At 69.8% G+C, this 19,945-nt stretch carries 18 protein-coding genes and 2 pseudogenes; 8 read left to right on the top strand and 12 right to left on the bottom strand.

All coding sequences use genetic code 11. From position 1 onward, the window contains the following. Positions 1 to 64 precede the first annotated feature (64 nt). Positions 65 to 457, top strand: coding sequence for a MarR family winged helix-turn-helix transcriptional regulator (locus QFZ76_RS07235; RefSeq protein WP_266444685.1), 393 nt, complete (start codon positions 65 to 67; stop codon positions 455 to 457). Between the two features lie 7 nt (positions 458 to 464). On the opposite strand, the gene QFZ76_RS07230 is transcribed toward QFZ76_RS07235, so the two are convergent. After that, a complete protein-coding gene (locus tag QFZ76_RS07230) occupies positions 465 to 1,205 on the bottom strand; it encodes a maleylpyruvate isomerase family mycothiol-dependent enzyme (RefSeq protein WP_307672927.1) in 741 nt (246 codons plus the stop codon). 185 nt (positions 1,206 to 1,390) lie between these two features. Here QFZ76_RS07230 and QFZ76_RS07225 point away from each other — a divergent pair, with 185 nt between their 5' ends. Beyond that, entirely contained in the window at positions 1,391 to 2,545 is a 1,155-nt protein-coding gene (locus tag QFZ76_RS07225) for a S1 family peptidase (RefSeq protein ID WP_307672926.1), read from the top strand. A gap of 49 nt (positions 2,546 to 2,594) precedes the next feature. Here QFZ76_RS07225 and QFZ76_RS07220 read toward each other — a convergent pair. The 3 genes and pseudogenes from QFZ76_RS07220 to QFZ76_RS07210 form a co-directional block, all read right to left on the bottom strand. Further along, a pseudogene (locus QFZ76_RS07220) lies at positions 2,595 to 3,343 on the bottom strand (glycoside hydrolase domain-containing protein); the annotation flags it as partial. Between the two features lie 1,011 nt (positions 3,344 to 4,354). After that, complete coding sequence (locus QFZ76_RS07215; protein ID WP_266444697.1) at positions 4,355 to 4,576, bottom strand: hypothetical protein; 222 nt, start codon at positions 4,574 to 4,576, stop codon at positions 4,355 to 4,357. Between the two features lie 83 nt (positions 4,577 to 4,659). Next, positions 4,660 to 5,844, bottom strand: coding sequence for an MFS transporter (locus QFZ76_RS07210; protein ID WP_307672925.1), 1,185 nt, complete (start codon positions 5,842 to 5,844; stop codon positions 4,660 to 4,662). Positions 5,845 to 6,437: 593 nt separating this feature from the next. Here QFZ76_RS07210 and QFZ76_RS07205 point away from each other — a divergent pair. Next, positions 6,438 to 7,343: a helix-turn-helix transcriptional regulator gene (locus QFZ76_RS07205; protein ID WP_307672924.1), complete on the top strand. Its 906-nt coding sequence runs from the start codon at positions 6,438 to 6,440 to the stop codon at positions 7,341 to 7,343. Positions 7,344 to 7,373: 30 nt separating this feature from the next. Here the strand turns inward: QFZ76_RS07205 and QFZ76_RS07200 are convergent, their stop codons facing one another. Continuing rightward, a complete protein-coding gene (locus tag QFZ76_RS07200) occupies positions 7,374 to 8,189 on the bottom strand; it encodes an SAM-dependent methyltransferase (protein WP_307672923.1) in 816 nt (271 codons plus the stop codon). A 224-nt stretch (positions 8,190 to 8,413) separates the two neighbouring features. On the opposite strand from QFZ76_RS07200, the gene QFZ76_RS07195 reads away from it, so the two are divergent. Next, positions 8,414 to 9,247: a helix-turn-helix transcriptional regulator gene (locus tag QFZ76_RS07195; RefSeq protein ID WP_307672922.1), complete on the top strand. Its 834-nt coding sequence runs from the start codon at positions 8,414 to 8,416 to the stop codon at positions 9,245 to 9,247. A gap of 168 nt (positions 9,248 to 9,415) precedes the next feature. Here QFZ76_RS07195 and QFZ76_RS07190 read toward each other — a convergent pair whose 3' ends face one another. The 3 genes from QFZ76_RS07190 to QFZ76_RS07180 all read right to left on the bottom strand — a co-directional run bounded on the left by QFZ76_RS07190 (position 9,416) and on the right by QFZ76_RS07180 (position 12,342). Further along, positions 9,416 to 10,102 (bottom strand): SDR family oxidoreductase, encoded by a 687-nt coding sequence (locus tag QFZ76_RS07190; protein ID WP_307672921.1) that lies wholly within the window; start codon positions 10,100 to 10,102, stop codon positions 9,416 to 9,418. A gap of 132 nt (positions 10,103 to 10,234) precedes the next feature. Further along, positions 10,235 to 11,593 (bottom strand): 6-phospho-beta-glucosidase, encoded by a 1,359-nt coding sequence (locus QFZ76_RS07185; protein WP_307672920.1) that lies wholly within the window; start codon positions 11,591 to 11,593, stop codon positions 10,235 to 10,237. Beyond that, on the bottom strand, positions 11,590 to 12,342 hold the full coding sequence (locus tag QFZ76_RS07180) for a DeoR/GlpR family DNA-binding transcription regulator (RefSeq protein WP_307672919.1): 753 nt from the start codon (positions 12,340 to 12,342) through the stop codon (positions 11,590 to 11,592). Before QFZ76_RS07180 ends, QFZ76_RS07185 begins: the two co-directional genes overlap by 4 nt. 340 nt (positions 12,343 to 12,682) lie before the next feature. Here QFZ76_RS07180 and QFZ76_RS07175 point away from each other — a divergent pair, with 340 nt between their 5' ends. From QFZ76_RS07175 to QFZ76_RS07165, 3 genes are read left to right on the top strand one after another with little or no spacing between them, the layout of a single operon-like run. Continuing rightward, the gene (locus tag QFZ76_RS07175; protein ID WP_307672918.1) at positions 12,683 to 13,960 is read left to right on the top strand and encodes an extracellular solute-binding protein; all 1,278 of its coding nucleotides are present in this window, start codon (positions 12,683 to 12,685) and stop codon (positions 13,958 to 13,960) included. Position 13,961: 1 nt separating this feature from the next. Then, positions 13,962 to 15,017: a carbohydrate ABC transporter permease gene (locus QFZ76_RS07170; protein ID WP_307672917.1), complete on the top strand. Its 1,056-nt coding sequence runs from the start codon at positions 13,962 to 13,964 to the stop codon at positions 15,015 to 15,017. Positions 15,018 to 15,067: 50 nt separating this feature from the next. After that, positions 15,068 to 15,847 carry a carbohydrate ABC transporter permease gene (locus QFZ76_RS07165; RefSeq protein ID WP_307679952.1) on the top strand — a complete coding sequence of 260 codons (780 nt, stop codon included), beginning with the start codon at positions 15,068 to 15,070 and terminating at the stop codon, positions 15,845 to 15,847. A 39-nt stretch (positions 15,848 to 15,886) separates the two neighbouring features. Here QFZ76_RS07165 and QFZ76_RS07160 read toward each other — a convergent pair whose 3' ends face one another. The 3 genes from QFZ76_RS07160 to QFZ76_RS07150 all read right to left on the bottom strand — a co-directional run bounded on the left by QFZ76_RS07160 (position 15,887) and on the right by QFZ76_RS07150 (position 18,661). Beyond that, entirely contained in the window at positions 15,887 to 16,999 is a 1,113-nt protein-coding gene (locus QFZ76_RS07160) for a Gfo/Idh/MocA family protein (protein WP_307672916.1), read from the bottom strand. Beyond that, positions 16,969 to 17,679 carry a ThuA domain-containing protein gene (locus tag QFZ76_RS07155; RefSeq protein WP_307672915.1) on the bottom strand — a complete coding sequence of 237 codons (711 nt, stop codon included), beginning with the start codon at positions 17,677 to 17,679 and terminating at the stop codon, positions 16,969 to 16,971. The genes QFZ76_RS07160 and QFZ76_RS07155 overlap by 31 nt, the downstream gene beginning before the upstream one ends. A 127-nt stretch (positions 17,680 to 17,806) precedes the next feature. After that, positions 17,807 to 18,661: a class I SAM-dependent methyltransferase gene (locus QFZ76_RS07150; RefSeq protein ID WP_307672914.1), complete on the bottom strand. Its 855-nt coding sequence runs from the start codon at positions 18,659 to 18,661 to the stop codon at positions 17,807 to 17,809. A gap of 74 nt (positions 18,662 to 18,735) precedes the next feature. On the opposite strand from QFZ76_RS07150, the gene QFZ76_RS07145 reads away from it, so the two are divergent. Further along, positions 18,736 to 19,167, top strand: a complete 432-nt coding sequence (locus QFZ76_RS07145; protein WP_307672913.1) for a helix-turn-helix domain-containing protein — start codon at positions 18,736 to 18,738, stop codon at positions 19,165 to 19,167. 194 nt (positions 19,168 to 19,361) lie between these two features. Here QFZ76_RS07145 and QFZ76_RS07140 read toward each other — a convergent pair. Beyond that, positions 19,362 to 19,936 (bottom strand): annotated as a pseudogene (locus QFZ76_RS07140) (LacI family DNA-binding transcriptional regulator); the annotation flags it as partial. Positions 19,937 to 19,945: the final 9 nt, after the last annotated feature.

Here is a 19,945-nt window from a genome sequence, read left to right as displayed (position 1 = left end):
GCATCGAATGCAAACGCATTTAATTCCGATGCAACAAAGCCGTTCCTCTGCTACGGTGCCGCTCATGGCGGCGGAGAAGGCCGAGCAGACGCTCGCGGACCAGTGGCGGGACCTCCTGGCGCTGCATGCGCGCACCCAGTGCGAACTCGACCGCGCGCTGCACCGACACGGCCTGTGCGCCAGCGACTTCGAGGTGCTCGACGTCCTGTCCGAACAACGTGCCGACGGCGTCTGTTCCTACCGCGTCCAGGAGATATCCGAGCACGTCCACCTCAGCCAGAGCGCGCTGTCGCGGCTGGTCGCCCGGCTGGAGAAGGACGGTCTGGTCGAACGCGGGCTGTGCGCGGAGGACCGGCGAGGCGTTCGCGTGGCGCTCACGGAGAAGGGGCGCGCGCTGCACGGCGACGTGCTGCCACTGCAGCGCGCGGTACTCACCAGGATGCTGGCCTCCGGCTGAGCGGCGCTCAGCTCCAGGTCACACCGGACGTGTCACGCCACAGCTCGGCCACCGAGGCATCCCCGGCCACGCTCGGGAACGGCAGCCGATTCCACAGCGACAGATACAACTGCGTGATGGGACCGGCCACTTCACAGTCGGCTTCCCCGGTCGCGCTCCGCTCCACGGCCGGCGGCTCCTGCGACAGTCGTACGGTCCACACCGCGCCGTCCGTGTCCGTCGCCCGCACCCTCAGGATCCGGGGTTCCTCGACGCGCACCTTGCTCTTGGGGCGGGCGTGGAAGCCGAGCAGCAGTTCGTCGATGCCGTCCACCGCGAAGTCGCCGGCGATCCCGCTCGGGGCGCCGCCCCTCGCCGACTCCGCGTCGATCCGGTGCACGGCCGTCTCGTGCGCCTGCCGCCGTGCCCAGAACGCGAGCGGCGAGGGCGCGGGCAGGAAGTGCCAGCACTGCACGTCGGGCGAGGCGGAGCGCAGGGTGTCCACGAGCTGCCCGTGCCCCTCGCGGAACCAGGCCAGCAGCTCGGCGCCGTCGAGGTCGGGCTGCCCTGCGTCGGGGTGGTACGAGGTGTGCCCCTCGGCGACGAACGTCGCCGCCCAGCGATGCACCATCCCCGTGTGCCGCAACAGGTCGGTCACCTGCCACCCCGGACAGGTCGGCACCTTCGCGCCGGTGCCGGCCTCCTCCGCGGCCGCGGCCAGCAGTCGGCCCTCCCGGTCGAGGATTGCTACGAACTCGGCTGTCTCCATGGGGTGAGTGTGCCGGATGGAGTGCGTTCCAAGGGGAGGCGGCGCGGTTCTGACGACTCGTCGGACATTGGCATGGACCTGTCCATGATCAGCGGCTAGGCTCTGCTGCGCCACAACGCTGAGAGCGCTCTCAGGAACTCTGCTGTTCCACCCCCACCTCGTTGGAACGACGAAGGGCAATCTCCATGAGACGCACCCGATTCACGCGCGCGGGCCTGGCCGTACTGCTCCTGCTCGGTGCCGGGATCACCGCGGGCACCGTGCCCGCCACCGCCGACGACGCTCCCTCCGCCGAGGCATCCGCCTCCGCCGGTCTGCTCTCGGCCATGCAGCGGGACCTTGGTCTGTCGGAGGCGGACGCCGAGGAAAGGCTCGCCGCCGAACAGCGGGCCACGGCCCTGGAGCCCAAGGCCCGCCGGGCCGCCGGAACGTCCTTCGGAGGCTCCTGGTTCGACGCCGCAGGCGGCACACTGACCGTCGGGGTCATCCCGGGCACGTCCGCCGCCGCCCTCCGGGAGATACGGGCCACGGGCGCGAGCGTCCGTACCGTCGCGCACAGTGCCCGGGAGCTCGCCGCCACCCAGGCACGCCTCGACAAGCTCCCCGCACCGGCCGGCGTCAGCAGCTGGCACGTCGACCCCGAAGCGAACACGGTGGTCGTGAACATCGTCCGCGCCGACGAACGCGACAACGATGTCCAGCGGTTCGTCGCCCGTGCCCGCGAGGCGGGCCCCGTCACCGTGCGGCGGGTCGCCACCGCACCGACGACTTTCGCGGCCGGAACCGTCGGCGGCGACCCCTACTACACCGGCAATGTCCGCTGCTCCATCGGCTTCTCCGTGCACGGCGGCTTCGTCACCGCCGGACACTGCGGCCGGACGGGCGCCGGCGTCAGGGGCTGGGACGGCACCTACATCGGAAACTTCCAGGGCTCCTCGTTCCCGGACAACGACTACGCCTGGGTCAACGTGGGCAGCGGCTGGTGGACGGTTCCGGTCGTGCTCGGCTGGGGCACCGTCTCCGACCGGCTCGTGCGCGGCTCGGCCGAGGCGCCGGTCGGTGCCTCCGTCTGCCGGTCGGGATCGACGACGCACTGGCACTGCGGCACGGTGCTCGCCAAGAACGAGACGGTCAACTACAGCCAGGGCGCGGTGCGCCAGATGACCAAGACCAGCGTGTGCGCCGAACCAGGTGACTCGGGCGGCTCGTTCATCAGCGGCGACCAGGCCCAGGGGGTCACCTCCGGCGGCTGGGGCAACTGCGGCAGCGGGGGCGAGACCTGGTTCCAGCCCGTCAACGAGATCCTCAACCGGTACGGCCTGACCCTGCACACCGCCTGACCGCCACGGCACACCGGTGTGGGCCCGGTCGGCCGGGCCCACACGCGTGTCACTTCGGCAGACCGGCCGGGTCGGTCGCCCGCCGGGTGTTCGGCCGCTCGGCGAGCCGGAAGGCGAGGGTGCCTCCCGACCGGGTCGGACTGGCCTCCGTCCAGGACTTCGGGTACGCCCGCCCGCTGAGGCGTACGGCGTCCACGAACACGTGCGTGTCATCGGCGTCCGGCGCGCTGATCGTGATGTCCCTCGAACCGGGCCGGTCCACCACCGCGACGGGGAAGACCGGCGCCCCCAGCAGCAGGGGCGCGCTGCCCGGAGTCCGCGGATACAGGCCCAGGGCGGAGAAGACGTACCAGGCGGACATGGTGCCGAGGTCGTCGTTGCCGGGCAGGCCCGCGGTCCGGTGCCGTACACGGTGTCGAGGATCTGACGCACCGTCGCCTGGGTCTTCCAGGGCTGCCCGAGGGCGTTGTAGAGCCACGGGGCGTGGATCCCGGGCTCGTTGATCGGGTCGTAGCGCAGCGGGTCGCCGCCGCGGACCGACCAGGAGCCGTCCGCCGTGTGGAAGAAGCCGTCCAGCCGGGCGGCGGCCACGTCCCGGCCGCCCATCGCCTCGGCCAGTCCCGCTACGTCCTGCGGCACCATCCAGGTGTAGGTGGCGCTGGTGCCCTGGGCGAAGCCGAGGTCACCGGCGGGGGTGAAGGGGGTGACCCAGGGGCCGTCGAGCCGGCGGGCCTGGATGTAGCCGGCGCCGGGGGTGGCTTCGGGGGTGAAGACATTGCGCCAGTAGGTGGCGTGTTCGGCGAAGACCTTGGCCTTGCAGCCGGTCAGGGCGCAGGTGGGCGTTCGCCTTTCGCTGAGGGGCACAGGACGGACAGGAAGCGACGGGCCTGGCCGTGGTCGCCGAGGCACGGCGGCCCTGGCCGGGCCCGACGCCAGGAGGCCGCACGGAGGGGCGAAAGTGGCATGTGCGTCCTGGCGGTGAAGGCGGGGTGAACGGTGCGGTGCGGTTCCGTCCGGAGCGTCGCAGGGCGTCAGGGCCGCGTCCTTCGCCCGGGCGCAGACCTGGGCGACCGCCTGGGCGGCGTCCACGGTGTACCGCTGGAGGAGTGGCGGGCGTACGTGCAGGGGGCGGGGTGTCGAAGGGTGTGCGGCTGACCTGCCGGTGCGGGCACGTTCGCGGGTCAGGTCCCAGACCGTGAACCGCTGGGAGTCCCGGCGCATGCCGCGCGGGTCGGGTGCATCTCACCGACCGGGGCAAGCCCTGCGAGGGACGCTCGCGAAGTCATCAGCGGATCTCGGGTGTGCAGGGCCTACATGCGTACCTGACACGAGTCACCATCAGGTCGGCACGGCCTCCGCCCACGGAGGATGTGCCTGCACCGGGCCCCTGCCCCAACCCTGGGGCATGGAGCGTCCTCGTTGCTGACAGGGGCGGTGACAGCTGATGGGGCGTGTGCGGAGATCGAGGTGCCGACACCGGAAGCGGTACGCGCTACGGCCGGGCGAGCCGGTCGGGCGACCGCCGAGGGTGCGGGTGGAGCCATGGCCGTACCGCGGGAGGCCGGGCGGCCTAGTACTGAGCCGTACCGGTGTCCGAGGCGGATGCCTGCCCGTCATTGGGCAGGAACGTCTCGTCCTCCCCGAAGTCCGGTGCCTGGAAGGGGCTCGTCGTCGGAGGCGGCGATGCCGCGGTGGCGGCGTGGGTCGCCCCTTCCGGAGCGGAGAACAACGAGGTCAGGTCGATGAGAGGTCTTCCAATCGGTCAGGGGCATGCTGCGGCCCGGGGTGCCGCGACCGGGCACCGCGGTCCTACAGCTTGCGCATCTTCGTGTACGGGCTCATGATCCGCTGTTGCGCCGATCCGAAATCGACAAGCGTCGCGATTCCGTCCTCGACGCCGATCACTCGGCCGAGACCGTACATGTCGTGCGTGACCCGGTCGCCCACGGCGAACTCCTTGGGCGGCGGCGCGACCGGGGCCTTGAAGGGGCTGGTAGGCAAATAGCGCTTGGATGCAGCTGGCTTTGTCATTGCCACCAGTATGCGCCCTCGTGCGGCCCTTCAGTACTGCCATCTGTCTCCGTTGTTCGGAACAGGGGCGAGGAACTCGGGGATCAGCGCTCTGCCGCACGTCGTGTGACGAAGCCGATGACGGCTGCCGTGGCGGCCAGGGCCGCGACACTGGTGAGGGCGGCGGGAAGCGAGAACCAGTCCGCCATGAACCCGATGGCGGGCGGTCCCAGGAGCATGCCGCCGTAGCCGAGGGTGGATGCGATCGCGACTCCGTCGGGGCCGGCCAGCGTGCCGGCGCGCTCGACCGCGACGGGGAAGAGGTTGGCGAGGCCGAGCCCGGTGATCACGAAACCGAGGAGCGCTGCCCACAGGGAGGGGGCGAGGGCGCCGAGGAGCATGCCGATCGCGGCGGTCGTGCCGCCGGCCACCAGGGTGCGGGTCTGGCCCAGGCGCTCGAGCAGCCTGGTGCCGGTCAGGCGGCCGATGGTCATGGCGAGCGCGAAGCAGGAGTAACCGATGGCCGCGATGCCCGGGGAGGCGTCCAGGTCCTGTTCCAGGTGCAGAGCGCTCCAGTCGGCCATGGCTCCCTCCCCGTAGGCCGTGCACAGGGCGATCAGTCCGAAGGTGATGACGAGTCCGCGGGTGCGCGTGTTCAGGCGGCGTGGCGCGGACTCCTTCCGCAGTGCGCTCTCCGATGGCTGTGGGGCGTTGTCCGATGGCGCCGGGGGCTGGATCCGCAGCAGGGTGCGGCCCGCGAAGAGGGTGACGACCAGCCCGATCGCGGTGAGGCCGAGCAGGTGCTGGGTGGGGGACAGGGCGCCGGCGACCAGCGCGCCGAGTCCGGCGCCGATCATGCCGCCGAGGCTGAAGGCGGCGTGGAAGCTGGACATGATGGGGCGGTGCAGGGCCCTGACCAGGTCGACGGCCGCGCTGTTGAACGCGACGTTGATGCCTCCGTATGCCATGCCGAAGAGGAAGAGGACGGCGCCGAGTGTCAGTGCCGAGTGGGTGAGCGGCGGCAGGGCGATGCTGAGGGAGAGCAGGACGCCGCAGATCACGGTCACGGGGTGGGTGCCGTAGCGGCGGCAGAGGCGGCCGGTGAGCATCATCGTGAGCACGGCGCCGGCGGAGACGCCGAGGAGGGCGAGTCCGAGGGCGCTGGCGGAGGCGTTGGTCTGCTCCTTGATCGCGGGGATGCGGACGACCCAGCCGGCGAAGATGAAGCCGTCGAGGGCGAAGAAGACGGTGAGGGCGATGCGGAGCCGGCTGAGGGGGTTGCCCGGCACGGCGTTGTGCGTTCGGGTTTTGTTTATTAGCGGCACAAACTCAGGCTAGGGGGGAGCCGGTGGCGGGGCAAGGGCGTTGACGGGTACCTGGTCGCGAGAGGGTTCGAGGGCCGGCTGGGATTCGCCACGGTGAACAGGGCCTCCCCTCGACCAGGGGCGTTTCGTGGGTGTCGTCGCGTCTCTCCGAGCGGATCCGCAGGTGGCGGAACGAGTGCGGATGAGTGAACGCACGCTCCGCGACCCGGCCTTGAATGCCGAGAGGCCGTAGTCCTGCTTGGCTCTCCAGCGGGCGGTCAGCGGCTTCAGGCCGGGAGTTTGGACCGGACCGCGGTACTCCTCGTCATCGTTGCCGTGGTTGGCCGACACCCCGTCGAGCGGCGACGCGGGGGGCGGCCGTTCTTGCCCCGCACCTGCGGGCCGACGTGTTCGCCGCACCGCTCGGCGAAGTGGGCATCGGGCGTTTCTGGGTTGGCAGTGGCGAAGGCAAAGATCATTCCCACGACTCGGAGATCCTGCACCCGGCAGCCCCCTAGGATGGCGAGCCGCAGCGCTTGTACGCGTGCGGAGTTGGGTTCAGCGCAGGGAGAATGGCCATGGGCGCCAAAGGGGCCGCACATACACCGTCCGGCAGCGAAGTCTTGGACGGTCCGTCGGCCGGCCCCATGATGCCGCGTCTGGTGCTGGGCGCACGGCTGCGCAGGCTCCGGGAGGAGCAGCACATCTCGCGTGAGGCCGCGGGCCAGGTCATCCGCGCCTCCCGGTCCAAGATCAGCCGACTGGAGGCCGGTCGCCACGGGTTCAAGCTGCGTGACGTGGCCGATCTGCTCACTCTCTACGGCGTCACGGACGAGGCCGAACGCGCCACCCTGCTTGCCTTGGCCGAGCAGGCCAACACCACCGCCTGGTGGCAGCAGTACAACGACGTGGTGCCCGTCTGGATGCAGGCCTACCTCGGGGCCGAACAGGCGGCGCATCTCATCCGCTGCTTCGAGGTCCAACGGGTTCCCGCCTTATTGCAGACCCCCGACTATGCGCGTGCCGCCGTCCGGCTCGCCCACCCCGGTGCCGGTGCTGAGGAGACCGAGCGGCGCGTCACGTTGCGGATGACTCGTCAGCGGATCCTGCACCGGCAGCCGGCGGCCCAGCTCTGGGCCGTGATCGACGAGGCGGCCCTGCGTCGCCCGGTGGGCGGCATCAGCACGATGCGCGCCCAGCTCAAGCACCTCATCGAGATCTGCCGACTGCCGCAGGTCACCATCCAGGTCATGCCGTTCCTCGCCGGCGGCCACACCGCGGAAAGCGGTCCGGTCACCATCCTGCGCCTGCCCGGCGGTCAGTTGCCCGACATCGTCTACCTCGAACAGCTCGTCACTGCCCTCTATCCCGACAGGCCGTCCGAGATCGAGCGCTACTGGGATGTCATGAACCGCTTGGTGGTCGAAGCCGAATCACCGGACGAGACGCCGACGATCCTCCATCGCATCCTTCAGGAGACCTGATCCGGGACGTGGACCGGCAGCCGACGGGTTTCAGCGTTTGAGGGCGACACCGCCGTACTGATGCACCTCCGCGGGCAGGCCCCAGGCGTCGGCGTCAGGACGCCAGCGCGAGCACGACGTCACGCCCGGTTCGAGCAGTTCCAGACCGTCGAAGTAGCGCGCGATCTGCTCGGGGCTGCGAAGGATGTATGGGATCGAGCCGCCCTCGTTGTACTGCTGGATGGCCTCGACGTAGGACTCACTGGTGTTCGTGCTGTCGTACTGCACGAGGTAGCTGCCGGACGGCAGTGCGTCCACCAGTTGCCGCACGATCGAGCGCGCCTCGTCGTAGTCCTCGATATGGCCCAGGATGCCCATCAGCATGAGAGCGACGGGCCGGTCGAAGTCCAGCGTCTTCGCGGCTTCCCGCACGATGGTGCTCGGCTCGCGCAGGTCGGCGTCGACGTAGTTGGTGACGCCTTCCGGGGTGCTGGTGAGCAGCGCGCGGGCGTGTGCCAGCACCAAGGGGTCGTTGTCGACGTAGACGATCCGGCTTTCAGGGGCCACCCGCTGGGCGATCTGGTGGGTGTTGTCCACGTTGGGCAGCCCGGTGCCGATGTCCAGGAACTGCCGGATGCCCTCCTCGGCGGCCAGATGACGCACGGCGCGGGCGAGGAAGTACCGGGCGGCACGGGCTCCGGTCTCGATTCCGGGGAAGGTCTCGCGGAACGCGTCACCGGCCACACGGTCGACTTCGTAGTTGTCCTTCCCTCCCAACCAGTAGTTCCAAATGCGGGCCGACTGCGGCACAGTGGTATCGATCTTGGAGAGCGCCTCCTGCTCGGAGTTCTCTGCCTCATCAGTCATGGACGCTCCTGTGTGTACGTAGTGAGAACCACGAGAACCGTGGAACACCGTCGTGGACGCCCACGTTATTCTCCCCGACTCGACTCATGTGCATCGCAGCCCTCATCTGCCCTTGTTCGGCGGCCTGTTGGCTTGTTCGTTCCTTTCCGGAGCTCAACGTCGGTGCCGTGTTCGGGGTGGCGAAATCAGGCTGGTCGACGGGGACGGAAGAGGAGGGGGATCAGGTGGCCACGCAGGAACAGCGGCGCGAGCTCGCCCAGTTCATCCGCAGTCGGCGCGAGCGTCGCAAACCCGAGGACGCGGGTCTGCGCGTCGTCGGTCACCGGCGCACACCAGGTCTGCGACGCGAAGAGGTGGCCACTCTGGCCGGGCTGAGCATCACCTGGTACACGTGGCTGGAGCAGGCCAGGGAGATCAAGGTATCGAGGCAGGTGCTCGGCAGTCTCGCGACGGCGCTCGACCTCGACCAGGTCGAGCGCGACCACCTGTTCCGGCTCGCCGGTGAGGTCCCGCCCAGTGACGTCCTGCCGAGCGCCGCTCTCCCCCGGCAGTACGAGCTGCTGCTCACCCACCTGAACCCGAATCCCGCGTTCATCGTCAACCGGCGCTTCGACATCCTGGCCTGGAACCAGGGGTGCGAGCTGCTCTACGGCGACCTGGGCGCCCTGCCGCCCCGGCGGCGCAACGTCCTGTGGCTCACCTTCACCTCACCCGAGGTCAGGGCCATGTCCCAGAACTGGGAGGAGGAGGCCTCGTACGCCCTTGCGCTGTTCCGCACCCAGGTGGGCGAGCGCATTCTCGATCCCGACGTCGTCGTGCTCCTGAACGAGCTGGCGGATTCCAGCCCGGACTTCTCCCGGCTGTGGCAGCTCAAGGAGCTGGCACCGTTCGTCCCCAAATCGCGCACGGTCAACCATCCGCGCCTCGGTGTGATCGAGCTCGAGTACATCAAGATGCATGTCGCGGACGACGACAAGACCCTCGTGGCCTATCTCGTGAACCCCGGGTCCGACCTGGAGCGGCGCCTGGAGAAGCTTCTGGAGGAGCGGGCGGACTGACCGGCCGCGCGCCGACGGAGCAGGCTGTGGCCGAGTCCCTCGCCACGGGCCGGCGGATCGCCCCGCGCTGTGGCGGACACTGCCACGAACAGGGGCTGATCGTCGTCCACTTGTACGGCGGCGCGGCCGGGCTCGGGGGAGCGGGCCGGTTCTCAGGGCAGCACGCGGTCAGGCGACGGTGAACCCGCCGTCGACCGGAAGGATCGTGCCGGTCACATAGCTCGCGCCGATGAGGTACGCGATCGCGTCCGCCAGGTCGCCGGGCTTCCCGATCCGCTTGACCGGCAGGTCCTTCACCATCTCGGTGAACTGGCCCTCGCGTGCCTCCTCGGGCACGAAGGACCACCAGGGCGTGTCCACCGCGCCCGGCGCCACGGCGTTGACGCGCACCGGCGAGAGCTCGGCGGCAAGCGGCGGGACGATGCGCTCGAGGGCACCGTTGACCGCGGCCAACGTCACCGTGCCGGGGGCGGCGGCGCGCGCGGTGGCGGCGGAGACCACCGTGACCGAACCGGTGACCTGCGCCTTCTGAATGGCGGACAGGTAGGCGAACAGCTTGCCGTCGAAGGCACCCTTGATGTCGGCGAGGCTCACTCCGGCCAGCGGGCCGAGGCCGAGCGCGCCCGGGCTGAAGGCGAGCACCAGGTGGTCGAAGGAGCCGACACCATCGAAGAACCGGGCCACGGCGGTCTGGTCGGTGCCGTCCACCTGCTCGGCGCCAGCGACCCGCTCCTTCACCGCTGCCAGCTTCTCCGCGACGCGTCCGGTGACGATCACCTCGGCTCCGGCCGCCGTCAGTTTCTCCGCCGCCGCCAGGCCGATGCCGGACGTTCCACCCATGATCACAACACGCATCTTCTGCCTCCAGTCACTCACTGCTTGTCCCACCGAGCCTGAAGTGCTTGCCGGAAGTCATCCAGATGCGCTTTGTGCTGGTGGCATCGCTACCAGGCAGTTCAGGGTGGCGCTCCGGGATCGGGGGGCGGCTCAGCGGCGCAGGTAGGCAAGTTCCGGGAAGTGGCGCTGGTAGGCGTCCAGCAGGCGTTCGGCGACGGCGTACGAGTCGATCAGTGGGTGGATGGTGAGCGCCTTGACCGCCTGGGTGCGTTCGCCGGTGCCGGCGGCGTGGATGACCGAGCGTTCGGCCGCCTTCACCGAGCACACCAGGCCGGTGCCGTGGTCGGGCAACGGGGCTCCGGCGATGGGGCGGGCGCCGTTGGCGTCCACGTGGCAGGGAACCTCGATGACGGCGTCGTCGTCGAGGACGGGGATCCGGCCGCGGCCCCGGACGTTGAGGATGAGGGTGGTGCGCTCGTCCCGGGCGATGGCCCGCATGAGGGAGAGGGCCACCTGCTCGTATCCGCCGGATTCCAGGTCGCAGGAGTCCCGTTCGCCCATGCCGACGGCATCACGGTTCTCGGCCATGTACGTGGTCTCGCGTTCCAGGCGGGTGGCGTCCCAGGCGTTCCAGGCGGCGCGGGGTACGGGCGGGCCGTCGGCGGTGCCCATGGCGTCGTAGAAGCGCTGCTGCTGGGAGTGGAGGAAGGCACCGCGGGTCTGTTCGGCGGCCCGGGCGGCGCGGACCGACTCGCGGTTGAAGTAGTAGTAGTGCAGGTATTCGTTGGGCAGCGCGCCGAGTGTGCGCAGCAGGTCGGCGCCGAAGAGCTTGCCCTCCTCGAACGAGGTCAGCGCCGCCTCGTCCTCGAACAGGGACGGCAGCAGGTCCCGGCCGCCGGCGTACAGGCCGCACAGCCAGCCCAGGTGGTTCAGGCCCACGTAGTCCAGGCGGACGTGGGCCGGGTCGGCGCCGAGCGTGCCGGCCACCCGGCGGCCGAGGCCCACGGGGGAGTCGCAGATCCCGATCACGCGGTCGCCGAGGTGGGCGGTCATGGCCTCGGTGACCATGCCGACGGGGTTGGTGAAGTTGATGACCCAGGCGTCGGGTGCCAGGGCGGCGATGCGGCGGGCGATGGCGGTGGCCACCGGGATGGTGCGCAACCCGAAGGAGATGCCGCCCGCACCGACGGTCTCCTGGCCCAGTACGTCCTCCTCCAGGGCGATCCGCTCGTCCGCCGCGCGCCCGGCGAGCCCGCCGACGCGGATGGCCGAGAACACGAAGTCGGCTCCGGTGACCGCCTCGTCGAGGTCGGTGGTGACGGTGACGGCGGGCGGGTGGCGGTGCCCGGCGGACTGGTCGGCGAGGACCTTGCGGATGGTCGCCAGCCGGGAGGCGTCCAGGTCGTACAGGGCCAGCTCGGTGACGCGTCCTTCGCCGTGGTCGCCCAGCAGCGCCCGGTAGACCAGCGGGACCCGGAAGCCGCCGCCGCCCAGGAGCGTGAGTTTCATACTCCGACCACCTCGACTCCCGCCTCGCGCAGCCGGGCACAGGTCTTCGCGTCCGCCTCGGAGTTGGTCACCACGACGTCGAGCTCCTGCGGCCCGCACACCCGGGCCATCCCGGTGCCGGGGAACTTGCCCGCGTCCGCGACCAGCACCACCTGGGCGCTGGCGGCGATCATCGCCCGCTTGACGGGCACTTCGACGGCCGTGGTGTCCAGCACCTGGCCGTCGGGGCGGACCCCGCTGGTGCCGAGGAACAGCCGGTCGGCGTGGATCTGCCGCAGATTGTCCTCGGTGAGGAAGCCCACCAGCGAGCGGTAGTCGCGCCGGACCACGCCGCCCAGCAGGATCAGCTGGATGCCCTTGTCGTCCTGGAGTTCCTCGTAGACGGCCAGGTTGCTGGTGATCACGGTCAGGGACCGGCCGTGCAGATGGCGGGCGACCCGGTGGGCCGTGGTGCCAATGTCGAGCAGGAGCGTCTCGCCGTCCTTGACGAGTTCTGCGCACCACGCGGCCAGCGCGTCCTTGGCCTCGACCCGGACCGCGGCCACGTCGGCGAACGGGTCGTCCTCGCCGAGGAGGGGGGCGGCGCCGCCGTAGACGCGTTTGAGCAGTCCCTCGTCCTCCAGTTGTACGAGGTCACGCCGGATCGTGGCCTGGCTCGCCCCTACCTTCTCGGCGAGGAAGGTCACGCTGGTGGGACCGTCTGCGCGCAGGACGCGGAGGATCAGCTCATGTCTTCGGTCAGGGAGCATGGCGCCGACCATACTCGCGAACTCGCCAAACTCAAGCAAACCTGCGCAGCAATGTCTCGATCGCTGCTTGACTCTTGTCAAAACCGCGCACTGGGTGCACTCTCTTGCGTAATTCGAGCCGGGCTCGGGCCCCACTCCGGTCGGCCGAAGCGGATCAACGGCGCTTTTCGCCGCCATTCACGCGTCGGCACCGTCTGAGAAGACCAAGGTCACACATCCGGGCAGCGAGGTGCGCTCGCCGGCCACCGTCGCCCTTCAGCCATCCGGACCTCCCCTTTCCCCGCCACCGCCCATGACTTCACGGGTCCCAGCCGGACACGTCGAACACCAGGAGAAGACCGTGGACCTTTCCCGTAGACGATTCCTTCAGGCCGCCGTACTGACGGCCGCTGCGGCAGGTGCCACCGCAGCGTGCGGCGGCGGCGCCGAGACGAGCGGCGGCAAGGACAAGGACCTGACCCTCTGGTACTGGTCCGGCGGCCTGAGCGACAAGGTCGTCGCGGACGCCAGGAAGCACTTCTCCTCCGACATCAGCCTCAAGACCTCCATGGTCGGCGGCGACTTCAAGACCAAGCTGCTCACCGGTCTGAGGGCCGCGCAGTCCGCCCCGGACATCACCGGCATCAAGGGCGAGGACATCGCCTCGTTCCTGCCCAACGCCGACCGGTTCATCGACCTGAAGACCGTCGGCGCGGACAAGCTGGTCCCGCAGTACCTGTCGTGGAAGCTGAAGCAGGCCACCAGCCAGGACGGCAAGCTCATCGGCTTCCCGATCGACATCGGCCCCTGCGCCATGTACTACCGCGAGGACCTCTTCGCGAAGGCGGGGCTGCCCACCGACCCCGCCGAGGTCTCCTCCCAGCTGTCCACCTGGGACGACTACTTCCAGGCCGGCGTCGAACTGCACAAGGCCCTGCCGAAGACCTTCCTGATCAACAACATCGGCGCCGTCTTCTCGATGATCATCGGCCAGGGCACCCAGCGGTTCATCGACGAGGACAACAAGTTCATCGGCGACCAGGACCACATCCGCGCCGCCTGGACCACCTCCGTGAAGCCCTACACCCTCGGCATCGACGCGAAGATCAACGACAACACCTGGAACGCCGCCGTCAGCGGCGGCACCCTGGGCACCGAACTGGGCGCCGCCTGGCACGCGCTGGACATCACCAACGCCGCCCCGGGCACCAAGGGCAAGTGGCGGGTGGCGGGCCTGCCGAGCGGACCGTCCAACCTCGGCGGGTCCTTCCTGGCCCTGCCCGCGACCTGCGGCAACCCCGAAGAGGCCTTCAAGATCATCAGCTGGATCCTCAGCCCCGAGAACCAGGCCCGCGGCTTCACCGACGCGGCCCTGTTCCCGACCGCCCCGGCCGCGTACAAGCTGCCGGCGCTGACCGGCGGCGACCCCTTCTTCGGCGGTCAGAAGACCATCGAGATCTTCGGCCCGGCGGCCGAGAAGATCCCCTCCGTCTACGAGGCCCCGGCCGACGCGGCGGTCTCGGCGCCCTTCTTCAGCGAGCTGACCAGCGTCGAGGCCAAGGGCAAGGACCCCGACGCCGCCTGGAAGGACGCCGTCAGCCAGGCCAAGCAGATCGCCCAGCGTCAGGGAGTGAAGTGACATGTCGTCAAGCCCGGTAGCCGGCCCGGCCGCGACCGGACCGTCCTCCGGACCCGACACCGGGCCCGCCGGCCGGCCGGCCCCGGACCGCCCGCGCGGTCCGGGCCGGCACGGCCGCCGGGTCCGGCCGGTGTCGGCCGGGGCTCGGCGCGGGCCGAGGCGGAAGGCCGCCAGGTACTGGCCGCAGTACCTGGCCATCTCGCCGTACTACTTGCTCTTCTCGGTCTTCATGCTCTTCCCGGTGCTCTACACCGTGTATCTGGCGTTCCAGAAGTGGGACGGCATCGGGGACATGCAGTTCGTCGGGTTCCAGCAGTTCCGCTTCCTGTGGGACGACCCGGTGTTCTGGCTGTCCGTCCGCAACACCCTCGTCATCTGGGTGCTGTCCACCGTGCCGATGCTCCTGCTGGCACTCGTGCTCGCGGTGCTGGTGAACTCCACCAAGCGCCTCACGGCCTTCTACCGGATCGCCCTGTTCATCCCCAGCATCACCTCGCTGGTGGCCATCGCGATCTTCTTCGGCGCGGTCTTCAGCAACAACTTCGGCCTGATCAACGCCATCCTGAAGTCGGTGCACCTGTCGGCCGTGCCGTGGATGAGCAACGAGTGGACGATCAAGCTGGTGATCGCGGCTCTGATGACCTGGCAGTGGACCGGCTACAACGCCATCATCTACCTGGCCGGCCTCCAGGCCATCCCCTCGGAAATCTACGAGGCGGCCAAGATGGACGGGGCCGGCCCGGCACGGATCCTCGTCTCCATCACGATCCCGATGCTGCGGCCCATCATCCTGTTCACCGTGGTGATCTCCACCGTCACCGGCCTGCAGAGCTTCACCGAACCACAGGTGCTGTTCGGCAGTGAGGCCTCCACCAACCCCAACTCCGGCGGGCCGGGCCAGGCGGGTCTGACCACGCTGCTGTACTTCTACCACCAGGCCTTCGACAACAACGACTTCGGCTACGGGGCCGCGATCGTCTGGGCCTTCTTCCTGCTGATCCTGCTCATCGTCACCATCAACTGGCGCCTGGTGCAGCGTAAGGAGCGACGGCCGTGAACAGCCAGAACCGCAAGCGCGTCCGCGGGCTGAGCGTCCATCTCATCCTGATGACCGGTGTCGTCATCTCGGTGTTCCCGTTCTACTGGATCATCGTCATGGCGACGAACACCTCGCAGGACATCTACAGCTACCCGCCGAAGCTGTGGTTCGGTTCCAACCTGGGAACCAACATCCAGCACCTGTTCGACAAGATGGACTTCTTCGGGTCGCTGTTCAACACGGTGATCGTGGCGGTCGGGACGACCCTGCTGGTGCTGTTCTTCGACTCCCTGGCGGCCTTCGCCTTCGCCAAGTACGACTTCCCCGCCAAGAAGTACCTGTTCGGCCTCCTGCTCGCGATGTACATCCTGCCGACCCAGCTGGCGATCATCCCGCAGTACGAGATCATGGTGCAGCTGGGCTGGCTGGGCACCCTCCAGGCGCTCATCGTGCCCGCCGCCGCCAACGCCTTCGGCATCTTCTGGATGCGCCAGTACACCAGCAGCGGCGTCCCGGACGAACTGCTGGACGCCGCCCGGATGGAGGGCGCCGGGTTCTTCCGCCTGTACTGGCACGTGGTGCTGCCGTGCGTCCGCCCGGCCCTGGCGTTCCTCGGCATCTACACCTTCATCGCCGCGTGGAACGACTACATCCTGCCGCTGGTGATGCTGGTCAACCCGGACCGCCTCACCCTCCAGGTGTCACTGGCACAGCTGTACGCCGGCCACTCCACCGACTACAGCATGGTGATGGCCGGGGTGCTGCTGTCGGTCATCCCGCTGGTGCTGGTGTTCACCTTCTTCGCCCGCGGGTTCATCGCCGACGCCACCAAGGGGGCCTTGCGCTGAGGGCGGCGGTCGCACCCCTCGGCCGCACGGCGGCGTGCGTCAGCGGGCGGAGCGTCGTCTCCACTCCTCGGCGGCCGTCAGTGGGACGGGGACGGGCGGCGCCGTCGACGTCGTCAGCTCTATGCGGCGCCCCTCGGCCGACGAGCGGAGGAGCGCGCTCATCGCCTCCAGCACGTGCAGGGCGAGGTCGCCGTTCGCGCGAGGCGGCCGCCGCTCGTCGGCGGTGATGAAGTCGAGCAGACCGATGCCCCGTGCGCCACCGACGTAGCCCGCCGACGGCGGGAGCGTGCGCCACTGCTCGGCGCCGAGTTCGAAGAGCCGTACCTCGCCGTCGAAGTGGTTCGGATCCGGAACCGTGAGCGTCCCCGTCTCGCCGTGGACCTCGATCGGCGCCGCCGTGGTGGTCACGCCGTCGAAGCTCGTCGTGATGGTCGTCAGGGCACCGTCCGCGTGCTCGAGGACACCGGAGACATGACTGTCCACCTCGACGGGTATCCGCTCGCCCGCGCGCGGGCCGGAACCGATGACGCGCTCGGCGCGCAGTCGGCTGGACGCCCCGATCACGGCTCGCACCGGACCGAGCAGGTGGACCAGGGACGCCAGGTAGTACGGCCCCATGTCCAGCAGGGGGCCACCCCCGGCGGTGTAGTAGAAGTCGGGGTGGGGATGCCAGCGTTCGTGTCCCGGGGTGGTCATGACGGCCGAGGCGGACAGGGGGCGTCCGATGCTCCCCGCCTCCACAGCCGTCCGCGCCGTCTGGATTCCGGTGCCCAGGACGGTGTCCGGCGCGCACCCCACACCGACTCCTGCCTTCGCGGCGGCCTCCATGACGGTGTGGGCGTCGAGGAGGGTGGCGGCCAGCGGCTTCTCCCCGTAGACGTTCTTGCCGTGGCCGATGGCGCCGAGGGCGATCTCGGCGTGGGCCGCGGGAACGGTGAGGTTCAGCACCGTGTCCACGTCCGGGCTGCTCAGCAACTCCTCGACGGTCAGCGCCTCGGCGGCGGGCAGTTCCGCGGCGACCGTGGCCGACCGGGAGGCGTCGAGGTCGGCGACCGCGGTGACGCGTACGGCGGGATGGCCGATGAGCGTGTTCAGGTACGCGCGGGAGATGACTCCGAGACCTACGACGCCGATGCGGTGCGCGTCGCCCACAGCATGCCCCTTTCGATGATGGTGCGGACCTGGGGGTGCTCGAGCACGTCGAGGCTGTGCCCCGGTGTCGTCACCACGATGCGCCCGGCGCCCCACCGACGGGTCCAGACCGCCGGTGAGGTGACCGGCCGGTGCCAGGGCTGCCACGGCCGGGCCGGATGGGTGGTGGTGGCCAGGACGTCGCTCAGGTCGTCGTGGAGCACCCAGTACTGCTCGGTGTTCAGCTCGAAATCCTCGATGCCCGCGGTGACGGGGTGCTCGCGGCCGAGCTCCGTGATGGTGACGACGTGCGGCAGGAAGTTGTCGTCCGCGTCCCCCCGGCGTTCACACGGCTCCTTGCCCGGGTGGGTCGCGAACTGGCCTCCCACCAGGTGGAGATAGTCGGAGGAGGCGCGGAACGAGTCGGCGATGCCACCGTGCCAGCCGGTGAAGCCGGTGCCGGCCACGACCGCCGCGCTCAGTCCCGACAGCTGCTCCGCGGCGATCTCCGACATCGTGACGCACTGCACGACGAGGTCGGTGCCGGCCATCTCGGCGGCGTCGGCGTAGACGTCGGTCGACTCCTCGATCCGGACGTCGTATCCGTTGCGCTGGAGGAAGGGCAGGAACAACTCCGTGGCCTTGACCGGCTGGTGTCCCTCCCATCCGCCTCGGACCACCAGGGCCTTCTTCCGCGTCATGTGGTCCTTTCATGGGGGCGCCGCCCCGGTCTGATCGGAGGTGTTCGCATCGAGGATGCGTCAGTCACCCGCGCTCGGGAAAGGGCTGCCGGTGCCGCGAAAGTTTCGTGAACGCGGGCTGCCCGCCCTACGACGCGGACGAGGCTCGGGCACCGACCATCCAGCAGGCCGCTGTGAACCGGACTTCCGTGCCCTGCACAAAGGGGTCGAAGGCGGCGCGGACCGTCTCGACGACGCGCCGTCGCGTTCGCTCGTCGGCCTCGCCCAGGACGAGGCTGACGGGACCGAGCCGGGTGAAGTAACCGACCAGTTCCTTCTCGGGCAGAGCGCAGGCCACGTCGATCGGCCGGACGTCGATGCCGGTCCAGCCGCTCTCCTCCAGGATGTGGTGGACCCTGCCGGCGTCCGAGAAGGCGAACTGGCCCGGCTCGTCCGGTCGGCGGGCGGGGAGGTTCGGCAGCAACGGGGCCGCGGCGCGTTCGGCGGTCGTCATGAACGGATTCTCCGCGGGGCCGCGCCAGGCGATGAACCGGAGCCGGGCGTCGTCCCTCGCGGCACGCCGCAGGTTGGTGAAGGCTCGGACGAAGTCCTTGAAGAACATGACGCCGAAGCGCGAGATGACCGTGTCGAAGGTGGCGGGCTCGAACGCGTGGTCCTGCGCGTCGGCGCGGACGAAGGAAGCCTGGACGCCCTCCCGTTCGGCGCGCGCCCGGGCGGCGGTGACCATCGGCTCGGAAATGTCGATGCCGACGCAACGGCCCTCCGCGCCCAGTCGCCGCGCGACGGCCAGGGTGGTGCCGCCCGTACCGCAGCCGACGTCGAGCACGTGACGCGCGGGTTCGGCGACTGCCGCTTCGACGAGCAGGTCTTCGAAGGGCCTGAGCATCTCGTCCAGCACCGCCTGGGCGTCGACCCAGGCATGGGCGGCGGGCCCGTTCCAGCGGGCCGCCTGTTCGTCGTCGGTCCTGCGCGTGGCGTTCATGTTCTGCTCCTGTGGTTGCCTTGCCGGGGTGGGGATGACACCGTCCTACTTCAAGTCGACTTGAGGTCAAGAGGATGACAGACCTGGACATCGCCGAGGTGGCGCACCGCGCCGGGGTTCCCGCCTCGACGCTGCGTTTCTACGAGGAGAAGGGCCTGATCGCCTCGATCGGCAGGCGGGGCCTGCGCCGCCAGTACGATCCCGGCGTGCTGGAGCGTCTGGCGCTGATCGGCGCAGGGCGCACCGCCGGTTTCTCGCTCGACGAGATCGGGCGCATGTTCGCGCCGGACGGACAGCCCCGCATCGACCGGCAGGTGCTCGCGGCCAAGGCGGAGGAGCTGGACAGGACGATCCGCGAACTCGGCGTTCTGCGCGACTCGCTACGTCACGCCGCTGCCTGCCCCGCGCCGAGCCACATGGAATGCTCCACCTTCCGCCGCCTCCTCAAGGCGGCCGCGTCGCGGGCTGCCGCAGGGGCGAGGAAGCGGACTGCGCGGCGATCGTGACCCGGGCGAGCGGGCCTGGGACTGTGCGGCTGAGCACGATCCGCGGCGCTGTTCGAGGTCGTGACCGGCGGTATGTTCCGGTCTTCCGCTGTCTCCGTGACCCGGGCGAGCGGGCCTGGGAGCGTGCGGCTGAGCACGATCCGCGGCTGTGTTCGAGGTCGTGACCGGTGGCTGTTCCGGTTTTCCGCCGCGTTCTCACCGTTGACGACGAGGATGTCGCGGGCTCCGCGGTCCAGGAGGTGCTGCACGGCGATCCGGCCGCCGGCGATGTCGTCGACGGAGACGGAACAGCCCTCCTGGGCCGGCATCGCACGGTCCGCCAGCGCCAGCGGGATGCCGCGCTCGCGCAGCCGCGTGAGCCGGGTGGGGTCGGCGCCGAGCGGAACCACCACGGCGCCGACGGCCCGTTGCTCGACGAGCATGGTGAAGTAGCCCTGCTCCCGCTCCGGCGCGTCCCCGCTGTCGCAGAGAACGAGGGAACAACCGTGGTCGTACGCCGCGTCCGCGGCGCCCCGTGCGATGCGCGAGTAGAAGGAGTTGGCCACGTCGGGCAGCACAGGCCGATGGAGGACGAGTGCCCGGTCCGCAGACCGGCGGCTCCCGGATGGGGGACGTAGTCGAGTGCGGCGACCGCGTCGCGGACCCGCTCGGCGGTGAGGGCGTTGACGCGCTCGGGCCGGTTCAGGACGTTCGACACCGTGGAGACCGAGACCCCGGCGGCGGCCGCGACGTCCTGAATGCGGGCGGGGCGAACCAAAATGGTGTCCACCCCCCGCTG

Origin of the sequence: Streptomyces sp. V4I2, from assembly GCF_030817655.1 — a bacterium.
Taxonomy (GTDB): domain Bacteria; phylum Actinomycetota; class Actinomycetes; order Streptomycetales; family Streptomycetaceae; genus Streptomyces; species Streptomyces plumbiresistens.
Note: the sequence above shows the minus strand (reverse complement) of the source record. Positions and strands in the feature narration are given on the sequence as shown.

Excerpts from the sequence above, each read along its gene's own strand:
- QFZ76_RS07235 (WP_266444685.1), top strand. The coding sequence starts at position 65 with ATGGCGGCGGAGAAGGCCGAGCAGACGCTCGCGGACCAGTGGCGGGAC.
- QFZ76_RS07230 (WP_307672927.1), bottom strand. The coding sequence starts at position 1,205 with ATGGAGACAGCCGAGTTCGTAGCAATCCTCGACCGGGAGGGCCGACTG.
- QFZ76_RS07225 (WP_307672926.1), top strand. The coding sequence starts at position 1,391 with ATGAGACGCACCCGATTCACGCGCGCGGGCCTGGCCGTACTGCTCCTG.
- QFZ76_RS07215 (WP_266444697.1), bottom strand. The coding sequence starts at position 4,576 with ATGACAAAGCCAGCTGCATCCAAGCGCTATTTGCCTACCAGCCCCTTC.
- QFZ76_RS07205 (WP_307672924.1), top strand. The coding sequence starts at position 6,438 with ATGGGCGCCAAAGGGGCCGCACATACACCGTCCGGCAGCGAAGTCTTG.
- QFZ76_RS07200 (WP_307672923.1), bottom strand. The coding sequence starts at position 8,189 with ATGACTGATGAGGCAGAGAACTCCGAGCAGGAGGCGCTCTCCAAGATC.
- QFZ76_RS07190 (WP_307672921.1), bottom strand. The coding sequence starts at position 10,102 with ATGCGTGTTGTGATCATGGGTGGAACGTCCGGCATCGGCCTGGCGGCG.
- QFZ76_RS07185 (WP_307672920.1), bottom strand. The coding sequence starts at position 11,593 with ATGAAACTCACGCTCCTGGGCGGCGGCGGCTTCCGGGTCCCGCTGGTC.
- QFZ76_RS07180 (WP_307672919.1), bottom strand. The coding sequence starts at position 12,342 with ATGCTCCCTGACCGAAGACATGAGCTGATCCTCCGCGTCCTGCGCGCA.
- QFZ76_RS07170 (WP_307672917.1), top strand. The coding sequence starts at position 13,962 with ATGTCGTCAAGCCCGGTAGCCGGCCCGGCCGCGACCGGACCGTCCTCC.
- QFZ76_RS07165 (WP_307679952.1), top strand. The coding sequence starts at position 15,068 with ATGACCGGTGTCGTCATCTCGGTGTTCCCGTTCTACTGGATCATCGTC.
- QFZ76_RS07155 (WP_307672915.1), bottom strand. The coding sequence starts at position 17,679 with ATGACGCGGAAGAAGGCCCTGGTGGTCCGAGGCGGATGGGAGGGACAC.
- QFZ76_RS07150 (WP_307672914.1), bottom strand. The coding sequence starts at position 18,661 with ATGAACGCCACGCGCAGGACCGACGACGAACAGGCGGCCCGCTGGAAC.
- QFZ76_RS07145 (WP_307672913.1), top strand. The coding sequence starts at position 18,736 with ATGACAGACCTGGACATCGCCGAGGTGGCGCACCGCGCCGGGGTTCCC.